A 22,024-nucleotide genomic window follows, 5' to 3' on the forward strand; every position below is an offset into this window, starting at 1 on the left:
CCCAAAGTTTGCTTTTGGCTTCTTATAGTGATAGCTCCGGACAATATATCGGCGCTACCAATTTCAGTTCACAGTTGCATACGAATAATATAGTACTAAATCTAACGCCGAATGTCAATACATTGACTTTACTTTTTAGCGGCAACGCCAAACAAAATCAACCGAACCAACGCCAGCGTCTGCTCGTGCTGAGTCGCGTCCTTAGGCCCCACATGGTGGAACGTATTAAACAGTGGACTCAGACTCGTCAGATAGAAAGAAGCCGCATCCTGCGGTTGAACGTCGCCCTGTAGCCGAATTGCATCCGTGGCAAAGAAGGCCGTCAGTGGTGCCAGGTAGTCTTGCTGGAAGACCATCCCCAGCTGCCGTTGATTCTCCGGCTTTAGGAATCGAAAGCTTCCATGAATTACTGTAAAGATGTCTCTAGGGTGTGCTGACGTTAGAACCTCGGTAACCGCCGTTAGGGCTTCTACCGAATCAGCATCGGGCGTTAGCTGGGCAACAACCCGTGTAATGCCCTCACGAATCCCCTCACCAACCGTCTGAATCACCTCTAAGAAGATAACTTCCTTATCACTAAAATGATGATATAAGGCAGGTTGCGTGATACCTACCTGGCGCGCAATCTCACGCGTCGACGTTGCTTGATAACCCTGTGACAGGAATTGTTCCCGAGCCGCTGTCAGAATCGCTGCGTGGGTACGGGTCAATTGTTCTTCTCTCTTCATTTACAGGCCGTCGTCCTTTCTCAAATTAAAATTTCCTAACCAGTGTACCACATTTCATTTATCACCGGTTAGACCAGACGCCACGCCTGACAAAAAAGTAGCCATCCCTATATAGGAATGACTACCTCACCATTTATTTTGCTTTAGTGACTGCCAACTGCCGTTGGTTCTTGGCTCTTACTCGACTTGATGGCCATTGTCATCTTGCCGTGAGAAGCACCCATGGTAACCTGATCATGAGTCTTAACCTCACCACTTAGTAAGGCTTCACTTAACCGGTCTTCAACCTGAGTCTGTAAAGCACGACGAATTGGTCGGGCTCCATACTCGGGATCAAATCCGGCCTTAGCAATCACGTCAATCGCGGCTGGCGTAATTTTCAACTTGACGGACTGATCAGCAACTCGTGAAATAATCTGCTTAGCCATCAACTTCACGATCTCATGGAGTTCATCCTTCTTCAAGGAGTGGAAGATCACCGTTTCATCGATCCGATTCAAGAATTCTGGCCGGAACGACTGTTTGAGGGTTTCCCGAATAGTCTGAGCCATAGCCTTGTAGTTGTTAGCCTGGTCCTCGGCGCCGAAGCCCACGGTCTTTTCATCCCGCAACTTCGTGGCACCCAGGTTGGACGTCATGATTAAGATGGTATTTCTGAAGTCCACCTTACGTCCCTTGGAATCGGTCAAGTAGCCGTCGTCCAATACCTGTAAGAGAATATTGAAAACATCAGGGTGTGCCTTTTCTACTTCATCGAATAGGACCACTGAATATGGCTTTTGACGAACCTTTTCGGTTAACTGGCCACCTTCATCATAGCCAACGTATCCCGGAGCAGAACCAATTAAGCGACTCGTGGAATACTTCTCCATGTATTCGCTCATGTCGACTCGAATCATGTTATTTTCGGAACCAAACATTGCTTCGGCCAAGGCCTTGGCCAATTCAGTCTTCCCAACCCCAGTTGGCCCCAGGAACATAAAGGACCCAATTGGTCGGTTCGGATCTTTCAATCCGGAACGCGCACGACGGATGGCCCGAGAAACGGCGGAAACCGCCTCTTCTTGGCCAACGACACGTTGGTGCAAAATTTTCTCGAGGTTAACCAAACGGTCAGCATCGGTTTGCTTCAACTGGGTAATTGGTACACCAGTCCATTCGGCCACAACTTCTGCCACATCTTCCCCCGTGACATCCGTCGTGTACTGTTGGTCGCTGGCAGCCGCTGCTGCGGCCGCTTTGGCCTTGCGTGCGTCTAACTTCTCTCTTAAGGCCATCTCTTGCGTCCGTAGCTTAGCGGCACGTTCGAAGTCCTGCTGTTCAATAGCCGCTTCCTTCTCGTCAGCTAGACTAGCCAACTCCTGAGCCTGTTTAGAAGCTGGCGTTGGTTTGCCCATCTGGTCAATGCGGACTTTAGCAGACGCTTCATCCATCAGGTCAATGGCCTTATCGGGTAAGAAACGGTCACTAATGTACCGTGTGGATAACTTAACAGCTTGGTTTAACGCATCATCCGTAATATTTACATGGTGGTGATCCTCATACCGTGACCGTAAGCCCTTCAAGATTTCCAAGGCTTCATCTGGAGTTGGTTCATTGACCTGAACCGTAGCAAATCGACGTTCCAGAGCCGCATCAGATTCGATGTACTTCTGGTATTCGTCCAACGTTGTGGCCCCAATCGTCTGAAGTTCACCACGTGCCAAGGCTGGCTTCAAGATATTAGAGGCATCGATTGCCCCCTCAGCCCCACCAGCGCCGATCAGTGTGTGAAGTTCATCAATAAACAGGATAACCTGTCCATCGTTGTAGATTTCTTCAATAACTTTCTTCAAACGGTCTTCAAATTCACCACGGTACTTGGTTCCAGCCACGAGGGACCCCATGTCGAGCATCATTAACCGTTTGTTTTGCATGTCTTCAGGCACGTCACCGGCGACAATCCGTTGCGCCAAGCCCTCGGCAATCGCCGTCTTCCCAACACCTGGTTCTCCAATAAGAACTGGATTGTTCTTGGTCCGACGACTCAAAATTTGAATGACTCGCTTAACTTCCTTTTCACGCCCTACCGTTGGATCCATCCGACCTTCTTTAGCCGCTTCGGTTAAATTACGGGCCAGAGAATCCAGCGTTGGTGTGCCACCTTGGGCAGCCCGACGTTGCGATCGGTTATCATTGCGGCGTTTTGGCGTATCGGTAATCCCAAGTTTCCGCAAAACAACCTTACGAGCGTCCGTTAATTCAACGCTCAGGTTCTTTAAGATCCGGGAAGACAGAATGGTTTCGTCGCTAAGCAACGCTAACAAAATGTGCTCTGTTCCAATCTTCGTAGCACCTAACCGTTTGGCTTCGTCGCCGGCCAACGTTAACATCGTTTTGGCCTTTGGTGAATATGGCAGGTAACTGTCCTTGTCTGTGTTGGCTAACGTGCCGTAGCCCGTGAACCGTTCGATTTCCTCGCGAACATCGTCTTCAGTAATCGAAAACTGCTGCAAAACCTTATTGGCAATGCCATTCTTTTCAATTGTAAGGGCGAGTAGCAGGTGTTCCGTTCCCACCGCTTGGTGCTTAAAATACTTTGCTTGTTCCTGTGCCAATACCAAGACACTCTTAGCACTCGGTGTAAATAGGTTATCCATTGCAGCTCCTCGCTTTCCTAACTCTCGTAACGTAAATGATCCAGAATTGAATTCAAGACCGCCGCGCGTACGCGTTCATCCATTTCACGGCTACCCGTATTAATCGCATCCTTATTAATGGCTGCTAAAATAATATTAGCTTCGCGCCGGTTAATGGTCCCAGCCTCAAAGAGGTTACGCACCACCGCCAGGCTATCGTGCCGTGAAATCTGGTCCCCAACAGCACTCACCAACGAATCAATGAAGTCTAAGTTGTCCAACAGCTTAACCTTTTCGATTCGAATGTAGCCACCGCCACCACGCTTACTGCGAACGACATAGCCATCCTGAATGGTAAAGCGCGTCTTAATCACATAATTAATCTGTGAAGGCACCACATTAAATTGATCGGCAATCTCCGCTCTGCGGATCTCAACCTGCTGGGATTCCGCCAGAATCTGCTTCAGGTAAGATTCAATAATATCCGAAATATTCTGATTCTCCATTATCGTCCCCCCTTCGCCACAGTTATCTGACTAATGTTGACTAATATTATACGAAATTCAACCGAAAAAGCAACGGATTAGCCCGTTCCTCCTGGAGAAGTTCTGGTAAACTATCATAACAAAAAAACGGCCAGCTTCCAAACAATTAGTAAGGAATCCAGTCGTTATGGTCATAATATGTAATCGAGAGATAAAAAAATCGGGAAGACAAGATTTGAACTTGCGACCCCCACGTCCCGAACGTGGTGCTCTACCAAGCTGAGCTACTTCCCGAAGAAAGCTCACCAGCGAAATATTAAGCTAGTAAAAATCGGGAAGACAGGATTCGAACCTGCGACCCCCTGGTCCCAAACCAGGTGCTCTACCAAGCTGAGCTACTTCCCGAAAATTGCTTATGAGACATAAGCAACAAAAATGCACCCAGTAGGAGTCGAACCTACAACCTTCTGATTCGTAGTCAGACACTCTATCCAATTGCGCTATGGGTGCATAATTATTATTAAGTTAAATGCCGAGGACCGGGATCGAACCGGTATGGTCATCACTGACCGCAGGATTTTAAGTCCTGTGCGTCTGCCAATTCCGCCACCCCGGCAAAAGGGTTAAAAAGCGGAAGACGGGATTCGAACCCGCGACCCCCACCATGGCAAGGTGATGTTCTACCACTGAACTACTTCCGCAAATTGGCTATAAAATTAATGGAACCATGCCGACTAGAGGATTCGAACCTCCGACCTCCTCATTACTAGTGAGATGCTCTGCCAACTGAGCTAAGTCGGCAAAATATTTTTTATAAATATTTTGCAATATTTAGTTATGCAGGTGAAGGGACTCGAACCCCCACGTCATAAGACACTAGAACCTAAATCTAGCGCGTCTGCCAGTTCCGCCACACCTGCAACGTTGGCGAACTAACGCCAGGGACTTTATTCCCGATGGAGGATACAGGGCTCGAACCTGTGACCCTCTGCTTGTAAGGCAGACGCTCTCCCAACTGAGCTAATCCTCCATATGCTTTCAAACAAGATATCTCGCTCGAAACAACTATTATAATTTACCATGCCGGGAAGATGATGTCAACAACATTTTTAAATTATTTTGAATAAATATTCGCTGACTGAATAACTACTCCCGTAACAACATTTAATATTGTAGCGTATCCCAAATAAAAAAGCCAGCCTTTTTTTGATTTTTTTTACAAGAAACTGGACTAGGTCCCCACTTTCCTCCTGAAAACACAAAAAGAGCCCGACCAATAGGTCGACCTCTTTGCTGAAACTTGTCGTGTAATTATCCAAAAGGGTTACTTGGTAATTCGAGTTACACCGCCCATGTAAGGGACCAACACGTCCGGAATCGTTACGGAACCATCAGCGTTTTGGTAGTTTTCCAAAATTGCTGCGACTGTCCGACCGACAGCCAAACCAGATCCGTTCAAGGCATGGACATATTGTAACTTGCCATTGTCATCGCGATACTGGATGTGAGCGCGCCGTGCTTGGAAGTCTGTGGTGTTGGAGCAGCTAGAGATTTCACGATAAGTGTTCTGGTTCGGGAACCAAACCTCCAAATCATGCGTCATAGCAGCTGTAAAGCTCATGTCACTGGTTGTGAGCGTAATGACGTGGTAAGCCAGGCCAAGCTTCTGTAAGAGCATCTCAGCGTGTTTAGTCAGAGCTTCCAGTTCATCCCATGAGTTTTCCGGCTTACAGAACTTCACCATTTCAACCTTGTTAAATTGGTGAAGGCGAATTAAGCCTCGAGTATCGCGACCCGCACTCCCAGCTTCGGAACGAAAGGCTGGGGTCAACGCCGTAAACCAGACTGGCAACTTTTCTTCAGGAATGACTTCGTTACGGTAGTAATTCACTAAAGGCACTTCGGCCGTTGGAATCAGTGTCATGTCCTCATCACGCAACTGGTAAACATCTTCCTTAAACTTAGGAAATTGCCCAGTCCCATACATGGAGTCATCGTTGACGATGTATGGTGGCAAGACTTCAGTGAAACCCGCCTCGGAATTTTGATCCAAGAAGAAGTTATAAACGGCCCGCTCCAAACGAGCCCCAAGACCCATGTAATACAGATAACGGCTACCAGAGACCTTAGCTCCCCGTTCAAAGTCGAGGATCCCAAGGCTTTCCCCGATTTCCCAGTGTGCCTTAGGGTCAAAGTCTAAATTAGGCTTTTCGCCCCATTGCCGTAATTCAACACTGCCATCTTCATCCAAACCAACTGGCACGTTGTCATTAGGAATGTTAGGTAAGTGCGCAGCAGCATCATGAACTTGGTCCTTCAAGGTATCCAGTTCGGCATCTAAAGCCTTGATGTCGGCACTAACCTGACGCATTTCCTTAATCTTATCGTCGGCGTCTTCCTTGTTACGCTTCAATTGTGAAATCTCATCGGACACCGTGTTGCGTTGAGCCTTCATCGTTTCACTCTTGACGATCAATTCCCGCCGCTTGGCATCTAAGGCCAGTAAGGCATCAATGTCAGCTGGATCAACGTTTCTTGTGGCTAACTTCTCTTTAATAAAGTCTGGTTCTTGGCGAATTAACTTTAAATCTAACATGGTTAAACTCCCTTCGATTTGCTGGATGATACAAAAAAAGCCTCCGTCACATGGGACGAAGACCTTCGCGGTACCACCCAAGTTCATGGCATAGCCATACACTTGAACATGATAACGGTCTGCACCGTGCGGCATTACCCGCCCACTAGTTAGTCGTGCTGGAAATTTCAATGTCGCGGTTTTCAGCTTACCCCGCTTCTCTGGCCATCTACTTAATAGGCACGTCGTGTTTACTAATTGCCATAATCATACCGCATTTTATCGGAATAAACAACGCTTAAAGCGTAGCAATCTTTTCATCAATTAGTTGGAGAACTTGACGACGGGCGTCGGCATCTTCAACGAAGTCTAACTTGTCCCCATCGATTTGCATCTTAGGTGACTTGTCGTAGCTGTTGTACCAATCAACGTAACGTTGGTCGAGTTCCTTGTAGTATTCGTATAGGCTTGGATCATGGTCGATTTGTTCGAAAGAACGACCACGCTTTTGAATCCGAGCCAACATCGTTTCAAAGGAGATGTTGATGTGGATCAGCAAGTCAGGGTTCTTCTTGTGTGTTGCGTCAGGAAGTTCTTCCATCATGTTGGCCAGTAAGGAGTCATAGATATCAACTTCAGTAGCCGTAGCCCGGCCTAAGTCGGCGTTCAAATGGAAGAGTAAGGAATCTTCGAAGATGGACCGATCGAGCACGCTCTCGTCATCAGCGTTGGCTGCCTTGATGCTGTCCAGCCGCTTGTTAAGGAAATAGATCTGTAACAGAAAGGCATACTTCTGTGGGTTTTTGTAGAACAACGGTAAGATCTTGTTGTCATCCACTGATTCATAAAAAGCTGGTTTGTGAAGGTGGTCGGCAAGCAGACTAGTCAGACTAGTCTTGCCGGCGCCAATGGTTCCTGATAGTACGAGCATGCAATCTCTCCTTTATTTACTGACGCACCGGGGACTTGCCCCGGAAATTTTTCAACACTACATATTGTACCAACCCCACCGTGAAAAGACAACATATCGTGGAAATTTTGTCTCAGCAGGTACGGCCATTTGTCCCCTTATGGGATACAAAACGGCGCCTAGTCAAGATTTACTCGACTGGGCGCCGCAGAAAATTTAATTTTAATTGTTGATGATCAAGTCAGCCTATTAATCTTTGTCTTTCAGTGTTCCTTCTTCATGAATTGGCGAAACGTCAACCTCATCCAAAGGAATCAACTTCGTGTGGTGCCGGATCTTATACACAGCGTAGAGTACCAGCACTAATGGCACACTGATGTAGGTGATCAGGACCTGCTCCCAGTTACCAGTAAAAAACGACTGTGGATCTTGACCAACAATCACGGCGACACAGAGAACCAAAGCCAATAGTGGACCCACTGGGAACCACTTAGCATGGTACTTCAACTCGCTGAGCTTGTGGCCCTGACGAACGAATGCCCGCCGGAAACGGAAGTGTGATAAGGCAATTCCGAACCAAGCAATGAACCCGGTTAACCCACTAGCAGCCACTAACCACAAGTAAATCTGTGGACCGGCAATACTCGTGAAGAAGGTTACAGCAGCAACGATAGTCGTTGCAATCAGTGCTGGATAAGGAATCCCGTTCTTCCAAGTCCGTTCGAAAAGCTTTGGTGCATAGCCTTCCTTAGACAGGGAATAGAGCATCCGAGTTGACGCATACATCCCGGAGTTCGCCGATGAGATGACGGAAGTTAAGATAACCGCATTCATCACACTCGCTGCGGCAGCCAAACCGGCACGCCGGAAGACCAGCGTGAAGGGACTGATTGCCACATCACTAGCCGAAGACCCAAGCAAATCAGGACTCGTGTAAGGTAAGACGGCGGCAATAACGAAAATAGCTAAGATATAGAATAAAATAATCCGCCAAAACACCTGGTTAATTGCCTTTGGCACATCATGTTCAGGGTCTTCTGATTCACCAGCCGTGATCCCGACTAATTCGGTCCCTTGGAAGGAGAATCCGGCAACCACGAACACACTCAGAATGGCTGGGAAGCCACCCACGAATGGTGCCTTTTTGTAAGTAAAGTTGTCTAAGCCTGTTGCGTGACCACCCATGATACCCACGATAGTCATGAACCCAACAGCCAGGAAGACGAAGATCGTGATGACCTTGATTAAGGACATCCAAAATTCGGTTTCACCGAAGGCCTGAACTGACATGGCATTGATAAAGACAATCAAGACCAATGCAACCAGGCTCCAGATCCAGCCGGGAACCCCTGGTAACCAGAATTTCATCACCAACGCTGCCGTCGAAATATCTACGGCAACCGTGATTGCCCAGTTAAACCAGTAATTCCAACCCATTGCGAATCCAAGTGCTGGATCCACGTACTTGGAAGAATAGGCCGCGAACGACCCAGAAATTGGCATGTTCGTTGCCATTTCTCCCAAACTTGTCATTAGGAAATAGACCATCAGGCCCATCCCAATGTATGCTACTAACGCCCCACCGGGTCCAGCTGTAGAAATGGCAGAACCACTTGCTACGAAAAGCCCGGTACCAATGCACCCGCCTAAGGCAATCATGGAAACGTGACGGGTCTTAAGACCACGCTTAACAGATTCCGTGACTTCTGGTGTGGATGACTTTGTAATATCCTGCTTCATGTTCTTTTCCTCCTTCTTGCTCGAAGGACCTTCTCAACATAGCCCCATAACTTTTCACCATGGTGAAGAAATGCACATGACTAAACCATTGAAAGCACTTCATAACGCTTTACGTTGCTATGGCGGTCTCAGAACTTTGAATGCGGTCACCCCACCAAATCACAGATTACGATTGGTTTTGCTTCCAACATTCGCCACCGTAAAAAACCGCCTTTTTACGGATGAATAAATATTATTAGCGGTACCCTTTTCATCAACACATTGTAGTATAGCTACCACTATCTGATTTTGCAAGGTTAATTTGGTGTGAGCGCAAATTGTTTCTCTTCTTACAAATCGAGGCTCAATGCCAATAAAACTTGTGGTTTTGGGGCCAAGCTCTCCCCAACGGGCAAGCGAACCTCTGGATTCACCACCCGGAAATTTAGTTTTTCCAAAACATGTAAAGATCGCGTATTACTTTTCAGAACCGAAGCTTCAATTTCCCGCAATTCAGCATAATGTTGACGAACACCCTGTATACTGCCTCGCAAAGCTTCCGTCATCAACCCTTGCCCCCAGTACTCTGGTGACATCAGGTAGCCCAATTCACGCCGCGTCTCGTCTGGTTCGCCGTTTTCATTAACTACCGGGTACCACACGATTGATCCAATATAGCGGTTCGTAGCCTTATCTATTATAGCAAAAGCCATGCCAGTGGCCTTCTCACTTTGAAACCAACTGTCTAACTGTTCAGCGGTTGGGGCCATGTTCTGCCCAGCTGGTAACGCAACCTCCGGCGTTGAGAGAAGCTCACCATAGGCCTGACGATCGCTGTCAGTTACCGGCCTAACGATTAAACGTTTCGTCTCTACAATCATGCTTGCTACCTCCTTATTTCCGTCACTCATCGAATTGCGTTACAATAAACGCAATTAGCTTCGCAAGCCCGGCCTAAGATCAGGTTCGGTTTGTTGTCCCTATCATGACTGAAAACAGGAGGTTTCGCAATGAAAATTATCAAACAATCCTTGGCACCCGATTCGAATGCGTATCTACAAGGCTATTTACGGCAGGATGCAGCTACACCACAGCACTACCCAGCCATGATTATCGTTCCCGGTGGGTCTTACACCCATATTCCCGAACAACAGGCTGAAGACTTAGCACTCGCCTGGTCGGCACGTGGCTATCAGGCATTCTTCCTACGCTACAGCTTCGTTGCGGAGAAACACCCCCTCCTACCGGCCCCAGTTATCGAATTGGGTCAAGCAATGGCTAGTCTGCGGCATAACGCGGCAGACTGGCAGATCGATACAGACCGTATCACCATTGCTGGGTTCTCAGTCGGAGGTCACATCGTCGCCCTCTACAATGATCTCTGGCATTTAGACAGCTTTGCGAAAAGCGTCGGCGTCTCAACTGAGGCCTTAAAACCTCAAGCGGTCATCTTAGGTTACCCGGTCATCACGCCTCAGGCCGGTTTCCCAACTGATCCGGCAATGCTTGATGCCTGGACCGACGCCCCCGAAAAAATTGCGGCGGACCAACAAGTTACCGCGCAGAATGCGCCGACCTTTGTCTGGGCCACTGCGGCGGATCCGCTGGTACCCGTTCAGAATGCCCTAGCCTATGCTCAGGCCTCTATTACCCAAGGCGTAGACACAGAACTTCACCTTTTCCACCACGGTCCACACGGCCTCGCACTGGCTAACCCAGTCACGGCCTGGAAACCAGGAACGGCCTTACCACACGTGGCCCACTGGATGGACTTGGCTCAAGAATGGTTACAAGAACTCGACTAGTTGACCGATTGACCATTTACCGGCTGCTAACCACCAGGCGGCATTAGTCTATCGCTCACGTGAATCAATTCAACTCAGTTGATGACAGTCATCGTCTGGAAAACTGGAAGGCAGCATTCCAGACGTAATCAGATCAAACAAATTAAAGAGCACACCAACAACCGAAACAACCAGTTGTTGATGTGCTCTATTTTTTGTCTATTCAGTCATTAACCCGCCTGACCTTCTGGCAGAGAGGCTAAATCTCGGAACGTTTCAGTAACGGCCACCCCTGCATCTTCGGAGCGAATCGGATATAAAGTCCTTCCGCCACCTGTAACCACAAGTAAGCCAAAAGAATTGCCCCAATCGTGTCCGTTGGATAATGGGCATTGAGATAAACCCGTGAGATCATCACAAGAGCCATCCAAAGAATCAAGACAACTCGGAGCAACCAGGCTTTCCAATTCTTACCAATCATCGGAATGAGAATGACCCAAATCATGGCGATGACAAGGAATGTACCAAACACGTGTCCACTAGGAAAACTAAAGCCATCATCAATGGCCAAATGTGCTGCAGGTCTTGGGCGTGCCACGACCTTTTTGACAAGTGATGCGATAACATCCCCGCCAGCTAGCGTTGCCAAACACCAGAGTGCTGGAATCTTAAATTTAAAGCCCCAAAGGAAGAACGCCAGCACCAAAACCCAGATAATAGCTAGCTTGGGTTCAGCTAGGCTGGTCACTCCCCGATAAAGTAGCGTTTTCCAACCCGGTTGGGTCTTCTGGATAACATCGACAATTGATGAATCCAAGAAGCTCACGTAGGCATTCTGTGCCTTTACGAAAAACGCAACGACCAGGAAGAGGACGGTGGCAAGTGTGAACTTCCACGGCCGATCCCGGTCTCGATCAAATAGCATCATGATTGTAATTCCTTTCGTCTTACCCGATTCTGGGAAACCCCTAGCAATGAGTATACCACCTCCCGTCTAGATTTCTAGAGGAGGCTGGGGATTTGCCTAGCGTCGATGACGCCAAGCACGTTGTTGGACTCGATTCACTAGTTCCGATAAGAGGAACCCAAACGCAATAGAACCGGAGATCATCACCACTTGCATCATGAAGACGAAAGCAGTGGCATTTTGGCCCAAAGCAAAATTCTTAATCATTTGATAAGCTTGTCCCCCGGGAACCAATGGCACTAATGCCGGAATATTGAAGAGAATCATCGGCATTTTCTTAATACGAGCCGCCTGCAAGGAAGCCACACCAATAGCGAAAGCCCCAAGCAGGTTTCCGACCACGTATCCCCCACCACTCAAGACAGTAAATCGATACAAGAGAAAGCCAAGTACTCCGATCCAACCGCCAAAGTTTAACGCTCGTCTGGGAATATTGATTAAGACCCCAAAGGCCAGCGTTGACACATAAGTCCCTGCGACCTCGATAAAAAATTCTAATACTGTCATGTCGATCGCTCCTTATAAGAACTGCAGGACCATGGCGATCCCAAAACCAATCGCAGCGGCACTCACTAGGGCCTCTACTGCTCGGGCTGGGCCACTAACCAAGTTACCCGCTAGAACATCTCGCACCGAGTTAGTAATTGGCACTCCGGGAACAAGTGGCATGACCCCACCAATGATAATGTCATCGACACTAAGTCCTAGGCCCATATGCACGGCCAACACTGCTAAGATACCAATGGTCGCGGCCCCAGCAAATTCCGACAAGAACCGAATCTGAATGAACTTATTCAGCAGATAGAACACCAGCCACCCGATCATCCCCACAAGACATGAGATCCAAAAGTCATGCAGATTGTGGCGAAAGACTACTTCCAAGGGACCACTGACCATTGCAGCAGCCAGCAATTGCGCCCACATCGGGAAGTACTTCGTTTCGCTGTCAAGATGATCCAGCTTATCAGCAAACTGTCGCAGGGTTATATCATGCGTAGCAAACTCTCTAGACAGTTGATTGACGACCGCAATTTTTTCCAGGTCAAACGTCCGCCGCTTGACCGGTTGAATCTGAGCCCCCACCTCGCCGTTGATAGCCATGAGAATTCCAGTAATCATCACGAAGAGTTGACTCGTCTCGGCCCCCGCATTGTGGGCAATCCGCGTCATCGTATCCTCGACCCGCTCGATTTCAGACCCGTTTTCGATCATAATGCGGCCCGCCGTTAGTGCCGTATGTAAGATTAATTGGTCGCGTTTTTTCTGGCTACTCACCGCAGACCCTCCTGTCGTTTACATTATCTCATTCATTATACGACACTCCACGGCTCGCGAGAATATCTGAGTGATAAAAAAGGAGCCAAAGATGGCTCCTTTCATGTCCAATTACTTATTTAACAAAAATGTAGTGAGCTGCCTTGTAACTCACGATGAGTTCAGCGTTGTCCGTAAGATTCTGAACCGTCACGGGGCCTTCAAATGGATCGTGCTTAAGCACCCTCAGCTGATCACCAATATCTAACTTCAGGTCACCCAAATAAGTCAAGAGATCATGATTATCGATGAACCGGTCCACCGTCACCACACTCCCATCTTCGGCATCGTTGAGTACGGTATGACTGTCTTCGTGGTAATGACCCAAGCGATCGGGAATGACACCACCATGAGGACAGTGTGTTGGATTGCCCAACATATCATCCAGAGCATTGATGAGTTTGGGACTCGTCACGTGTTCCAAGACTTCAGCCTCGTCGTGAACATCTGGCAATGCATAGCCTAATTTTTCCACCAAAAAATCTTCCCAGATCCGGTGCTTTCTCACCAGATCCTCGGCTAAACGAATACCGCGATTTGTCAGTGAAATCCCGGCATAAGGCGTATGCTCAGCCAATCCCTCAGCTGCCATTTTATTCACCATTTCGGTCACGGAACCGGCCGCAATGTTCAAACTAATTGCGATCTGCTTGTTGGAAACTTTCTTCTGCCGACCACCTAGCTCGAAAATAATTTTTAAATAATCCTCCTTCATCGGAGTCATACTGTTCACCTCATCTAATTTACGTTCCGAACAACAACTGCGCTACTCATGGCGCCAATCATTTGTCTTATGAATCAGGTCCGTTCCCATCCCACGACGGCACTCAGCCTGCACGGTGACATGGTTAATGCCATACCGGTGGCAGAGCAACTTCTCAATCTGTCGATAGGTCGGTTCAATCTGAGCCAATGGCAAATTATCCATATTCACGTGGACAGAAAAAACAATATTGTTTTCGTCAATCAACCACGCGTGAATGTGATGGACTCCCTCAACCTCGGGTAACTGGAGAATATCATTAGCGATGGCTTCGTAATCCAAGTCCGGTGCTGCTTCCATCAGAATCTTAAAGGTCTGCTTGATAATCGGCCACGACTCACAGATGATATACCCGGCAACGATAATCGTAATGACCGGATCCACCCAACTAATCTGCCAGATGGTAATCAAGATAGCCCCGACAATAACACCAACCGAGGCCAAAGCATCACTTAACAGGTGCAAGTAGGTCGCCCGAATATTGAGGTTATGCTTTGCCCCCCTATTCAGAAGCAAGGTCGACAGCAAGTTAGCCGCAAAGCTAATCACCGCCACTAACAACATGATATCCCCTTTGACGGGTTCTGGATGCAAGAGTCGTCGAACGGCCTCGACTGCCAGGACCAGTGAAACAATGATTAAAATTCCGGAGTTCAACAGGGCCGCTAGAATCTCCGCCCGACGATAACCAAAGGTGTTGGTCCGATTCTGTTGCCGGCCGCCGATCCGGTGGGCCACGTAGCTCAGGACCACCGACAGCGCGTCTCCCAAGTTATGGAAGGCGTCAGACAATAGGGACAGACTGCCCGAAAGAAGTCCCCCAATGAGTTCAAAAACCGTAATGACCACGTTGAGCACTGTGACCAGTAAGAAGCGGCCACCGGTCAAACCATTTTGTGTCATGTCTCATCACCTCAATTTGACTCTGCTAAGTCTTATTATCGCAGAGTTTAGGGAGAATGAAAAGGTTCTTTTGGCCTCACTCGACTATATAAAAAGGATTGCCCCAAGGTTAGCTTGGCGACAATCCTTCTATATATAAGACAATTTATTTAGTAAAGACTGCTTGGTTCAAATGAGCCGGCTTTACATTGGCGGTCAGACGTTCGTAAGCGAAGTCCTTCACCCCTTGCAGGTCCATCCCCTTCAATTCCACCTTACCGGTTTCAGTGAAGCCATTCTTCTTGATAACGTGTTGCATACCTCGGTTATCGGGATGCGTGTCAATTCGAATGCTTTCGATATCCTCTGACTGGTCAGCCTGAGCAAAGAGTCGTTGGAAGAGTTCTCCAGCGAGTCCCCGACCATGATGGTGGCTTGATACTGCGACACGATGAATAGCCAAATATGGCGAATCTTGGGTCAACCAAGCCCCTTCAATCTGTTCGTAGCTCACGTCGATTCCAGGAATGACTGCAGCAGTTCCTAAAATCTCGTCATTCTCTTCCAAGACAACCGTCCACCCCTGGTGAATGTCGTCGACCATAACGGCCGTGTTGGGATAAGTCCCCTGCCACTGATCAATGGATTGCGCCGCCAATAACTCACGGCCATCACGGATAATCGATTCAATTTGTGGTAAGTCAGCCATAGTAGCTTGTCGTAACAGCATGTATAACACCATCCTTCATAGTTTTGGTTTAAAGCGATTTTGTTATATTAACATGCCAGTTATAAATTACAACAATCTTGATTCACTTTTTTTAAAATTATTTGGTCTTATTGAGACTGCTACAAGGAATCCCTTGCGGCGACTGGGTTTACCATTTTAATAATTTCGCCATATTCTCAGGAATTTTTCACCACACAAAAACGGCTAGTCAAGAACTTTCTAAACTTGGCTAGCCGTCACGGGAGCCGCCCCGGGCGAGAGAAAAATCAAAATGCATCAATTTTCCAAAAACACGTCGTTTTAGTTTCACGATCGCTTACGTTAACATTCATTAACGTAGTCTAGGCGCGAGATAAACGCGCTATTACTCATGGTTATTCGCCTGGTTTCACAACACGTCAACAACATGATTGACCACCAATCCAGCCAGAAGATCGATTGGTATCGAAAGTTTTTTCTGCCCAGAACCTTAAGCTCCTCCCGTGCCTTCAGATTACCATTGTTATCGGTGAGACACAACGGTTTGCCCCTACTTCTCGTGTGCAATCAGCTTAAAATGCCACTTGCCCGCAATCCGCTCCGCCACTAAGTCCTTCGCAGGTTCTGGATCGAAGACACCCAAATTAATCTGAATGTCATCGTCCACCAACTCAATATGAACGAAACGTTCTTCGAAGAAGGAACGCAGGGCATCGATGAATGCCCCTCGTTGTCTGGCCTGCTTAACTGCCGCTGCTAAGGTATAGCCGTCATCCATGTGCATTTTAATCTGTTGTACCTTGAGCAATGTCTTATAAGAAAATTTGCGATTCTTACCGTCTTCAAGTACCTGACTTTCGATATAGCCTTTACGCTCCCAGTAACGAATCTGACTCTGTGAGACCCCTGTTGCCTTGGCAACATCGCCGATTCCTAAAACAATTTGTTCCATTGGAATTTTTTTTAATAGTTTTGCTGCATCCTCGTGAAGCATGCTTATCGCCTACTTTCTTCTATTAGACTCGCTTCCGTGAAAACCGCTGTTAATCGCGATGAAAGCGCTTGTGAATTTTGTGAGGTAATCTCATTTGAATGTTCTCTTTTCTCCAAACAGTATATATATTCTAAAATGTATGTCAAGCTAGTTGACAAAGATTGCTTTCGTGAGTATAGTTGTTCTCAGACTTAATTTTAGGAAAAAGAGGGAATTCACTTGGGTAATGCACTTGATACTAACGGCAAGCCTTATAACCGCACACTGCTGGTTATCCTCCTATTAGTGGGGACGTTTTGTACCGTTTTAAACCAAACGATTTTAACCACCGCCTTTCCGACCTTGATGAAGACGTTTGATGTCACCACATCAACGGTTCAATGGTTGACGACCGGTTTCTTACTGGTTAATGGAATTATGATTCCCATTAGCGCGTGGTTACTGACGACTTTCAGTTCCAAATGGCTGTACATCTCAGCCATGTCAACATTCTTAATCGGAACGATCACGTGTTGGTCGGCCGTTAACTTCCCCATGCTTCTGACAGGACGTTTAATTCAGGCCGTCGGTGTTGGGGTTTCGATGCCACTGCTACAAACGATGATGCTGACCATCTTCCCTGCTAACAAACGTGGGACTGCCATGGGTCTGGCTGGAATTGTTATCGGCCTGGCACCAGCTATCGGACCTACCCTTTCTGGGTGGGTTATCGACAACTGGACTTGGCGTGACCTCTTTGGAATGATCATTCCTATCGTAGCCATCGTCATTCTTGCCAGCTTCTGGATCATGCGTAGCGTGTTGGAGACACACAAATCCCCACTCGATGTGCTGTCTGCGATCCTTTCAACGATTGGGTTTGGGAGTATGCTCTACGGCTTCTCATCCGTTGGGGATGACGGTTGGGGGAGCTTTACAGTACTCTCTACCTTAATCATCGGCTTTGTTTTCGTAGGACTATTCGTCTGGCGTCAACTCGTCATGGACGATCCATTCTTAAACTTCCGTGTTTACAAGTCTAAAGAATTTACGATTGCCGCTATTCTGAGTTCCGTGGTGAATATGGCCATGGTTGGGGTCGAAATGGTTATTCCCCTTTACCTTCAAATGGTTAAGGGAATGTCCGCCTTCCACTCTGGCCTGACGCTGTTAGCCGGAGCCTTGATGATGGGGATCATGAGCCCAATTACTGGGCGGGCCTTTGACCGTTTTGGTGCCAAGCACCTGGCAACGTTAGGGATGTTTCTCCTGACTATCGGAACCTTGCCATTCGTTTGGATTACGAAAGATACCTCAACGATTTACATTGTGGTCCTCTACGCTATCCGGATGTTTGGGATCGCCATGGTCATGATGCCATCAACGACTGCTGGGATGAATGCCTTACCTGCTAACATGATTAGTCATGGGACCGCCGTGAATAACACGCAGCGACAAGTGGCTAGTTCCGTGGGGACGGCCATCCTGGTCAGTGTTCTGACCAACGTGACCAAGAACAGTATGCCTGCTAAGCATGTCTTAACGACAAACCCCTTGAGCTATGCTAAGGGTGCCATCGACGCCACGTTATCCGGTTACCACGCCGCATTCGGAATCGCCATTGGCTTTAGTGTTGTCGCTCTCTTTGTTGCCTTCTTCTTAAAGGGAAGCAATCATTCCGTTCACTTAGCGGACGAGGACTCTCAACAAGGAGGTGCCGCCTAATGATTTTAATAACGCTCGCATTATCTGCAGTTCTCGCGTTTGTCTTCTTTATCTATATCAACAATCGTACGGTCAGCAACATCTTAACTGGCCTTGCCATCTTATCGTTACTGACTAGTATCTTCTTCATGATTCGAAATGACCGTTACCACTTTGGTCTGCACAACGAATCGACTACCCGTACGCAAAAAATTTACTCCGCCTCGCCTTCTAAGCAGATGCCAATGATGATTTATCAATCCATCGGAACGGCTGATAAACACCGGGTCTATGTTTACAAGACTAGCGCTAATGCCAAGAAGACTACGCACACTGCCGCTAAAGTGACGACAACCAACATCGTCAAGCGGACTTCCGGATCCAACCGGATTGTAACCAAGAAAGTCTACCGTGAATTCAAGAACGGCTCTAGCCGTTTCTGGTTCGGTCTGACCGGTAATGGCCACAAGTACGTGAAGGAAACCAATACTATCTACCTGAACAAGTCCTGGACGGTTCTCAGTGCCACTCAGGCTAAGCAGCTTCAGAAGATGGCTAGTTCCAAGAGTTTCCAAGCCAAGCAAAAAGCCGCAGCAACGACTTACGTGAAAACTAAGGTCATGGCCGCTATGACCAAGAATCCAACAATGTCTCCAGCAGAACAGAAGAAGATTACCCAAGCCGCCACAGCTGAATACCAAGCACAAGCAATGAAACAGCTGATCAAACAAGTTAAGGCTAACTAGGTTAACCGTAAAGTGTCGCCATTCCAGAGAGGATGGCGATTTTTTTGTGACCTAAATTGACTCTCAAAATGTGCTTGTCTCCCCCAATACTGGTGTGCAACGCACGTGATGTCACAGTCCTTCTCCCAATAACACCTTAGCTGATCAGACTGCCACTGGTGTTACCGAGAGGGATCTAACCGTGGATGTGGTATTGGCCCATGTGCCACGACAACTTTGAAACCCCAAAATCTGAAGCGTCCCCAAAACAGGTGGACTCTCTGGCAACTACAGGCATCCCGCTAAGCGATGGCACGGCCCTTTTCAACCCACAAAAAAATTGCAGTCCACGAGGGCTGCAATTTTAGGGGTACTCCTATGCCGAAATACCAAGCTTCAGTTTAGTTTACTTGCGTTAACCGCGTCTGTGCCTTGCGACACCGCGGCATTAATCCGGATAGGTCTTCTAAAGACGTCCCGTTATCCTGAAAACATTGAATCATGTCGATCCAGTACATGTCCGAATCATCGAACGTCGTTGCAGAATGGTCAGCGCCTAAGAGGCCCATGGCAACGTATTCTTGAATTCGACTGGCATCCACATTCGTGGTCTGAGCCAGTTCAGTTAAGTTCATCTCCATCATCTTTCCCCCGCTTTCCTCGTGGTTGATGTGAGTATCATACAACCCCTAATCCTAAAAAGCAACCTTTTGTTTCCGCCACTGATCATTTGCCCAGGATTAGTGGTTTACGGGCCTGCACGACAGCGCTAAAATAGAGAAATCAACCGACTTTTAATTACGAAAGGAAAGTGTTTGGATGGACGCTTCATTAACTTTTAGATCTGGAATCAAGGACGTCCTTCCCACCGTCTTTGGGTATATCGGAGTGGGACTAGCCTTCGGGATCGTGGCCCACACGAGCCACTTGGGACTCTGGATGGTCGCCGGACTTTCCTTCATTGTGTATGCCGGATCCGCCCAATTCATTATTACAAGCATGTTGCTGGCCCAGGATCCCATTACCTCTATCATCCTGTCCACCTTTCTGGTCAACTCCCGTATGATTCTCATGAGTACCAGTCTGGCCCAGTATTTTCGGCATGAATCATTGACCCGAAACATCCTCTTGGGGGCACTGGTGACCGATGAAACCTTTGCTCTGGCCATGAACAAGCAAAATCAAACTGCGGGAAAGCTTAGTTTCGCCTGGCAGTCGGCCGCCAACCTCATCGCTTACTTAGTTTGGGGAGTCGCAACATTGGTGGGCGCCTACCTAGGTGGTCTAATTAAAAACCCTGAACAGTTCGGGTTCGACTTTGCGCTCACGGCCATGTTCATTGGGCTGGTTTATCTTCAGCTCATCAGTGACCGTAAGCTTGGCGTCCGTCTCCAATTATTGGTGATGGCCTTTGTCGCCCTCATCTACTACTTTGCGCTCGGCGTAATTAGCGAAAACATGGCCCTGCTCGTCGCGACTGCGGCTGGTTGCCTCTTTGGAATGGAGATGAAGAAATGTCGTTAACGGAACTCTGGATTATTCTCGGTTGCGCTGTGGTGACGCTCTTGTCCCGAGTCCTACCATTCGTCTTTGTTAAACAGCTTCAGATGCCCGAATGGTTACTGAGTTTTCTGACCTTCGTTCCAATTACCATCATGACCGCTCTGACTTGTCAGGGACTCTTCATTGCCCATCCCGGACACTTGGCCACGGTAAACTGGGAAAATCTTTGGGCGGCCATTCCCGCTACGCTTGCTGGCATACTCACGAAAAGCCTCCTAGCCGTAGTCGTTGTTGGTATTGCCGCGATGGCCTGCCTACGCTACTTTTCCATCTAACCAAATGCAAAAGGATTCGGAACAAATTCCGAATCCTTTTTTCGTCTAAACATCCTTAGGCAAGACCAAATTGAGTACAATCCCTAAGACTGCCGCCACAGCCAGGCCAGAGAACTCGTACTGACCAACCTTGAGGTAGGCGTTCCCAATACCAATGACCAAAATGGCTGAAGCGATCATAAGATTACGTTTTTTATTAAAATCGACATGTTTTTCAATTAAGATCCGCAGGCCACTCGAGGCGATGACCCCGAATAGGAGAAAACTGATTCCCCCAATGACCGGGTTGGGAATACTTTCGATCAAGGCACTCAGCTTGCCAACAAAACTGAAGATGATGGCAAACGATGCAGCACCAATTAGCACGTAAACACTGTGTACTCGAGTGATGGCGAGCACACCTACGTTTTCTCCGTAAGACGTCACAGGTGGCCCACCAACTAAACTGGCCACGATTGAAGCCAAGCCATCTCCAGCAAGCGTATGATGCAGGCCAGGATCCTTGAAGAAGTCGCGGTGCGTCAATTCATTGAGAACCGTGATATGCCCAATATGTTCCGTCATGGTCACAAAGGCAATTGGGGCTAAACTCAGGACGGCTCCCCAATAGAAATGTAGCGGGTAACTGACACCCGGAACCTCAAACTTTGGTAACTGGAACCAGGCAGCATCCATAACCGGTTGGAAATTAACCAGGCCAGCCATTACCGCAATGAGGTACCCTACCACGATTCCCAATAAAATTGGGACTAATGCTAGAAAACCCTTTAAGTAAAGGTTGAATCCCACGGTCAAGAGGAGTGTCGCCATCGCCACCGCAAAGAACTGCCAGTGATAAATTCCCTGACTGTCGACCGTCGCCTTTTGTGCGGCACTCCCTGCCAGAGAAAGTCCAATGACCATGACCATCGGCCCCACCACAATTGGGGGCAGTGCCCGATTAATCCAATCCGATCCAATAAGGGCCACGAGTAGGGCTACAATCAGATAAACCAGGCCCACTGCCATGGTTCCTTGAGCGATTCCAGGATAGCCGGTGGTCTTCATGAGGGCTATCATGGGCACAATAAATGAAAAACTCGACCCCATATAGGCAGGAATCTTGCCACGAGTAATCAGAATGTACATCAGAGTCCCGACGCCGGAGCTAAAGAGTGCAATCCCCGGATTTAATCCTACCAAGATGGGAACCAATACGGTCGATCCAAACATCGAAAATAAGTGCTGTAACGATAAACCGAACCACTGACCCCAACTAGGGCGTTCCCAAATATCAATCAAGGCGTCCGGGTTGCGATAACGCTGTGTTGGCATGTTCCTGACCCTCCAG

Annotated in this window: 21 protein-coding genes and 8 tRNA genes; 5 read left to right on the forward strand and 24 right to left on the reverse strand. The window is 48.0% G+C overall.

The genetic code is table 11. From position 1 onward, the window contains the following. Positions 1-128: 128 nt before the first annotated feature. The 15 genes from EKM71_RS05910 to EKM71_RS05980 form a co-directional block, all read right to left on the reverse strand. Complete coding sequence (locus EKM71_RS05910; RefSeq protein ID WP_125573711.1) at positions 129-728, reverse strand: TetR/AcrR family transcriptional regulator; 600 nt, start codon at positions 726-728, stop codon at positions 129-131. A gap of 143 nt (positions 729-871) precedes the next feature. Then, positions 872-3,367: an ATP-dependent Clp protease ATP-binding subunit gene (locus EKM71_RS05915; RefSeq protein ID WP_125573712.1), complete on the reverse strand. Its 2,496-nt coding sequence runs from the start codon at positions 3,365-3,367 to the stop codon at positions 872-874. Between the two features lie 17 nt (positions 3,368-3,384). Continuing rightward, positions 3,385-3,852 carry a CtsR family transcriptional regulator gene (locus EKM71_RS05920; protein WP_125544943.1) on the reverse strand — a complete coding sequence of 156 codons (468 nt, stop codon included), beginning with the start codon at positions 3,850-3,852 and terminating at the stop codon, positions 3,385-3,387. 199 nt (positions 3,853-4,051) lie between these two features. Beyond that, positions 4,052-4,125 (reverse strand) — tRNA-Pro (locus EKM71_RS05925). A 37-nt stretch (positions 4,126-4,162) separates the two neighbouring features. Then, positions 4,163-4,236: transfer RNA gene (locus EKM71_RS05930), tRNA-Pro, on the reverse strand. A 31-nt stretch (positions 4,237-4,267) separates the two neighbouring features. Further along, positions 4,268-4,341: transfer RNA gene (locus EKM71_RS05935), tRNA-Arg, on the reverse strand. Positions 4,342-4,361: 20 nt separating this feature from the next. Then, positions 4,362-4,447, reverse strand: a tRNA-Leu gene (locus EKM71_RS05940). 13 nt (positions 4,448-4,460) lie between these two features. Further along, a tRNA-Gly gene (locus EKM71_RS05945) sits at positions 4,461-4,532 on the reverse strand. 27 nt (positions 4,533-4,559) lie between these two features. Further along, positions 4,560-4,632, reverse strand: a tRNA-Thr gene (locus EKM71_RS05950). 37 nt (positions 4,633-4,669) lie between these two features. Continuing rightward, a tRNA-Leu gene (locus EKM71_RS05955) sits at positions 4,670-4,751 on the reverse strand. Between the two features lie 37 nt (positions 4,752-4,788). Beyond that, positions 4,789-4,861: transfer RNA gene (locus EKM71_RS05960), tRNA-Val, on the reverse strand. 294 nt (positions 4,862-5,155) lie between these two features. Beyond that, positions 5,156-6,427, reverse strand: coding sequence for a serine--tRNA ligase (gene serS / locus EKM71_RS05965; protein WP_125573713.1), 1,272 nt, complete (start codon positions 6,425-6,427; stop codon positions 5,156-5,158). A 277-nt stretch (positions 6,428-6,704) separates the two neighbouring features. Next, the gene (locus EKM71_RS05970; RefSeq protein WP_057879280.1) at positions 6,705-7,337 is read right to left on the reverse strand and encodes a deoxynucleoside kinase; all 633 of its coding nucleotides are present in this window, start codon (positions 7,335-7,337) and stop codon (positions 6,705-6,707) included. Positions 7,338-7,565: 228 nt separating this feature from the next. Beyond that, entirely contained in the window at positions 7,566-9,056 is a 1,491-nt protein-coding gene (locus tag EKM71_RS05975) for an amino acid permease (RefSeq protein WP_125573714.1), read from the reverse strand. 329 nt (positions 9,057-9,385) lie between these two features. Continuing rightward, positions 9,386-9,916, reverse strand: a complete 531-nt coding sequence (locus EKM71_RS05980) for a GNAT family N-acetyltransferase (RefSeq protein WP_164504732.1) — start codon at positions 9,914-9,916, stop codon at positions 9,386-9,388. 129 nt (positions 9,917-10,045) lie between these two features. Between EKM71_RS05980 and EKM71_RS05985 the strand changes: the two genes are divergently transcribed. Next, positions 10,046-10,840 carry an alpha/beta hydrolase gene (locus tag EKM71_RS05985; RefSeq protein ID WP_125573716.1) on the forward strand — a complete coding sequence of 265 codons (795 nt, stop codon included), beginning with the start codon at positions 10,046-10,048 and terminating at the stop codon, positions 10,838-10,840. A 238-nt stretch (positions 10,841-11,078) separates the two neighbouring features. Here the strand turns inward: EKM71_RS05985 and EKM71_RS05990 are convergent, their stop codons facing one another. The 7 genes from EKM71_RS05990 to EKM71_RS06020 all read right to left on the reverse strand — a co-directional run bounded on the left by EKM71_RS05990 (position 11,079) and on the right by EKM71_RS06020 (position 16,448). Beyond that, positions 11,079-11,747, reverse strand: a complete 669-nt coding sequence (locus tag EKM71_RS05990; RefSeq protein ID WP_125573717.1) for a phosphatase PAP2 family protein — start codon at positions 11,745-11,747, stop codon at positions 11,079-11,081. A 96-nt stretch (positions 11,748-11,843) separates the two neighbouring features. Beyond that, positions 11,844-12,293 carry a threonine/serine exporter family protein gene (locus tag EKM71_RS05995; protein WP_125573718.1) on the reverse strand — a complete coding sequence of 150 codons (450 nt, stop codon included), beginning with the start codon at positions 12,291-12,293 and terminating at the stop codon, positions 11,844-11,846. 12 nt (positions 12,294-12,305) lie between these two features. Beyond that, complete coding sequence (locus tag EKM71_RS06000) at positions 12,306-13,061, reverse strand: threonine/serine exporter family protein (RefSeq protein WP_125573719.1); 756 nt, start codon at positions 13,059-13,061, stop codon at positions 12,306-12,308. Between the two features lie 115 nt (positions 13,062-13,176). Continuing rightward, positions 13,177-13,824 (reverse strand): metal-dependent transcriptional regulator, encoded by a 648-nt coding sequence (locus EKM71_RS06005; protein ID WP_125573720.1) that lies wholly within the window; start codon positions 13,822-13,824, stop codon positions 13,177-13,179. A gap of 42 nt (positions 13,825-13,866) precedes the next feature. Continuing rightward, positions 13,867-14,766 (reverse strand): cation diffusion facilitator family transporter, encoded by a 900-nt coding sequence (locus tag EKM71_RS06010; RefSeq protein WP_125573721.1) that lies wholly within the window; start codon positions 14,764-14,766, stop codon positions 13,867-13,869. 145 nt (positions 14,767-14,911) lie between these two features. Then, complete coding sequence (locus EKM71_RS06015) at positions 14,912-15,475, reverse strand: GNAT family N-acetyltransferase (RefSeq protein WP_125573722.1); 564 nt, start codon at positions 15,473-15,475, stop codon at positions 14,912-14,914. Positions 15,476-16,004: 529 nt separating this feature from the next. Beyond that, positions 16,005-16,448, reverse strand: coding sequence for a MerR family transcriptional regulator (locus tag EKM71_RS06020; RefSeq protein WP_125573723.1), 444 nt, complete (start codon positions 16,446-16,448; stop codon positions 16,005-16,007). 219 nt (positions 16,449-16,667) lie between these two features. Between EKM71_RS06020 and EKM71_RS06025 the strand changes: the two genes are divergently transcribed. After that, on the forward strand, positions 16,668-18,152 hold the full coding sequence (locus EKM71_RS06025; protein WP_125573724.1) for an MDR family MFS transporter: 1,485 nt from the start codon (positions 16,668-16,670) through the stop codon (positions 18,150-18,152). Next, the gene (locus EKM71_RS06030; protein ID WP_125573725.1) at positions 18,152-18,877 is read left to right on the forward strand and encodes a DUF4811 domain-containing protein; all 726 of its coding nucleotides are present in this window, start codon (positions 18,152-18,154) and stop codon (positions 18,875-18,877) included. The genes EKM71_RS06025 and EKM71_RS06030 overlap by 1 nt, the downstream gene beginning before the upstream one ends. Positions 18,878-19,257: 380 nt before the next feature. Here EKM71_RS06030 and EKM71_RS06035 read toward each other — a convergent pair whose 3' ends face one another. After that, positions 19,258-19,497 (reverse strand): MerR family transcriptional regulator, encoded by a 240-nt coding sequence (locus EKM71_RS06035; protein ID WP_225418000.1) that lies wholly within the window; start codon positions 19,495-19,497, stop codon positions 19,258-19,260. A 178-nt stretch (positions 19,498-19,675) separates the two neighbouring features. On the opposite strand from EKM71_RS06035, the gene EKM71_RS06040 reads away from it, so the two are divergent. Together EKM71_RS06040 and EKM71_RS06045 are read left to right on the forward strand one after the other, a co-directional pair. Then, a complete protein-coding gene (locus tag EKM71_RS06040; RefSeq protein ID WP_125573727.1) occupies positions 19,676-20,380 on the forward strand; it encodes an AzlC family ABC transporter permease in 705 nt (234 codons plus the stop codon). Further along, complete coding sequence (locus tag EKM71_RS06045; RefSeq protein WP_125573728.1) at positions 20,371-20,694, forward strand: AzlD domain-containing protein; 324 nt, start codon at positions 20,371-20,373, stop codon at positions 20,692-20,694. Before EKM71_RS06040 ends, EKM71_RS06045 begins: the two co-directional genes overlap by 10 nt. Positions 20,695-20,739: 45 nt before the next feature. Here the strand turns inward: EKM71_RS06045 and EKM71_RS06050 are convergent, their stop codons facing one another. After that, positions 20,740-22,008 (reverse strand): uracil-xanthine permease family protein, encoded by a 1,269-nt coding sequence (locus tag EKM71_RS06050; protein ID WP_125573729.1) that lies wholly within the window; start codon positions 22,006-22,008, stop codon positions 20,740-20,742. Positions 22,009-22,024: the final 16 nt, after the last annotated feature.

The sequence above is a fragment of the Levilactobacillus huananensis genome (assembly GCF_003946145.1).
In the GTDB taxonomy this organism is placed as follows: Bacteria; Bacillota; Bacilli; order Lactobacillales; family Lactobacillaceae; genus Levilactobacillus; species Levilactobacillus huananensis.

What these genes read in the sequence shown, in the direction of transcription:
- EKM71_RS05910 (WP_125573711.1), bottom strand. Translation starts at nt 728, where the DNA reads ATGAAGAGAGAAGAACAATTGACCCGTACCCACGCAGCGATTCTGACA.
- EKM71_RS05915 (WP_125573712.1), bottom strand. Translation starts at nt 3,367, where the DNA reads ATGGATAACCTATTTACACCGAGTGCTAAGAGTGTCTTGGTATTGGCA.
- EKM71_RS05920 (WP_125544943.1), bottom strand. Translation starts at nt 3,852, where the DNA reads ATGGAGAATCAGAATATTTCGGATATTATTGAATCTTACCTGAAGCAG.
- serS (WP_125573713.1), bottom strand. Translation starts at nt 6,427, where the DNA reads ATGTTAGATTTAAAGTTAATTCGCCAAGAACCAGACTTTATTAAAGAG.
- EKM71_RS05970 (WP_057879280.1), bottom strand. Translation starts at nt 7,337, where the DNA reads ATGCTCGTACTATCAGGAACCATTGGCGCCGGCAAGACTAGTCTGACT.
- EKM71_RS05975 (WP_125573714.1), bottom strand. Translation starts at nt 9,056, where the DNA reads ATGAAGCAGGATATTACAAAGTCATCCACACCAGAAGTCACGGAATCT.
- EKM71_RS05980 (WP_164504732.1), bottom strand. Translation starts at nt 9,916, where the DNA reads ATGATTGTAGAGACGAAACGTTTAATCGTTAGGCCGGTAACTGACAGC.
- EKM71_RS05985 (WP_125573716.1), top strand. Translation starts at nt 10,046, where the DNA reads ATGAAAATTATCAAACAATCCTTGGCACCCGATTCGAATGCGTATCTA.
- EKM71_RS05990 (WP_125573717.1), bottom strand. Translation starts at nt 11,747, where the DNA reads ATGATGCTATTTGATCGAGACCGGGATCGGCCGTGGAAGTTCACACTT.
- EKM71_RS05995 (WP_125573718.1), bottom strand. Translation starts at nt 12,293, where the DNA reads ATGACAGTATTAGAATTTTTTATCGAGGTCGCAGGGACTTATGTGTCA.
- EKM71_RS06005 (WP_125573720.1), bottom strand. Translation starts at nt 13,824, where the DNA reads ATGACTCCGATGAAGGAGGATTATTTAAAAATTATTTTCGAGCTAGGT.
- EKM71_RS06010 (WP_125573721.1), bottom strand. Translation starts at nt 14,766, where the DNA reads ATGACACAAAATGGTTTGACCGGTGGCCGCTTCTTACTGGTCACAGTG.
- EKM71_RS06015 (WP_125573722.1), bottom strand. Translation starts at nt 15,475, where the DNA reads ATGCTGTTACGACAAGCTACTATGGCTGACTTACCACAAATTGAATCG.
- EKM71_RS06020 (WP_125573723.1), bottom strand. Translation starts at nt 16,448, where the DNA reads ATGCTTCACGAGGATGCAGCAAAACTATTAAAAAAAATTCCAATGGAA.
- EKM71_RS06030 (WP_125573725.1), top strand. Translation starts at nt 18,152, where the DNA reads ATGATTTTAATAACGCTCGCATTATCTGCAGTTCTCGCGTTTGTCTTC.
- EKM71_RS06035 (WP_225418000.1), bottom strand. Translation starts at nt 19,497, where the DNA reads ATGGAGATGAACTTAACTGAACTGGCTCAGACCACGAATGTGGATGCC.
- EKM71_RS06040 (WP_125573727.1), top strand. Translation starts at nt 19,676, where the DNA reads ATGGACGCTTCATTAACTTTTAGATCTGGAATCAAGGACGTCCTTCCC.
- EKM71_RS06045 (WP_125573728.1), top strand. Translation starts at nt 20,371, where the DNA reads ATGTCGTTAACGGAACTCTGGATTATTCTCGGTTGCGCTGTGGTGACG.
- EKM71_RS06050 (WP_125573729.1), bottom strand. Translation starts at nt 22,008, where the DNA reads ATGCCAACACAGCGTTATCGCAACCCGGACGCCTTGATTGATATTTGG.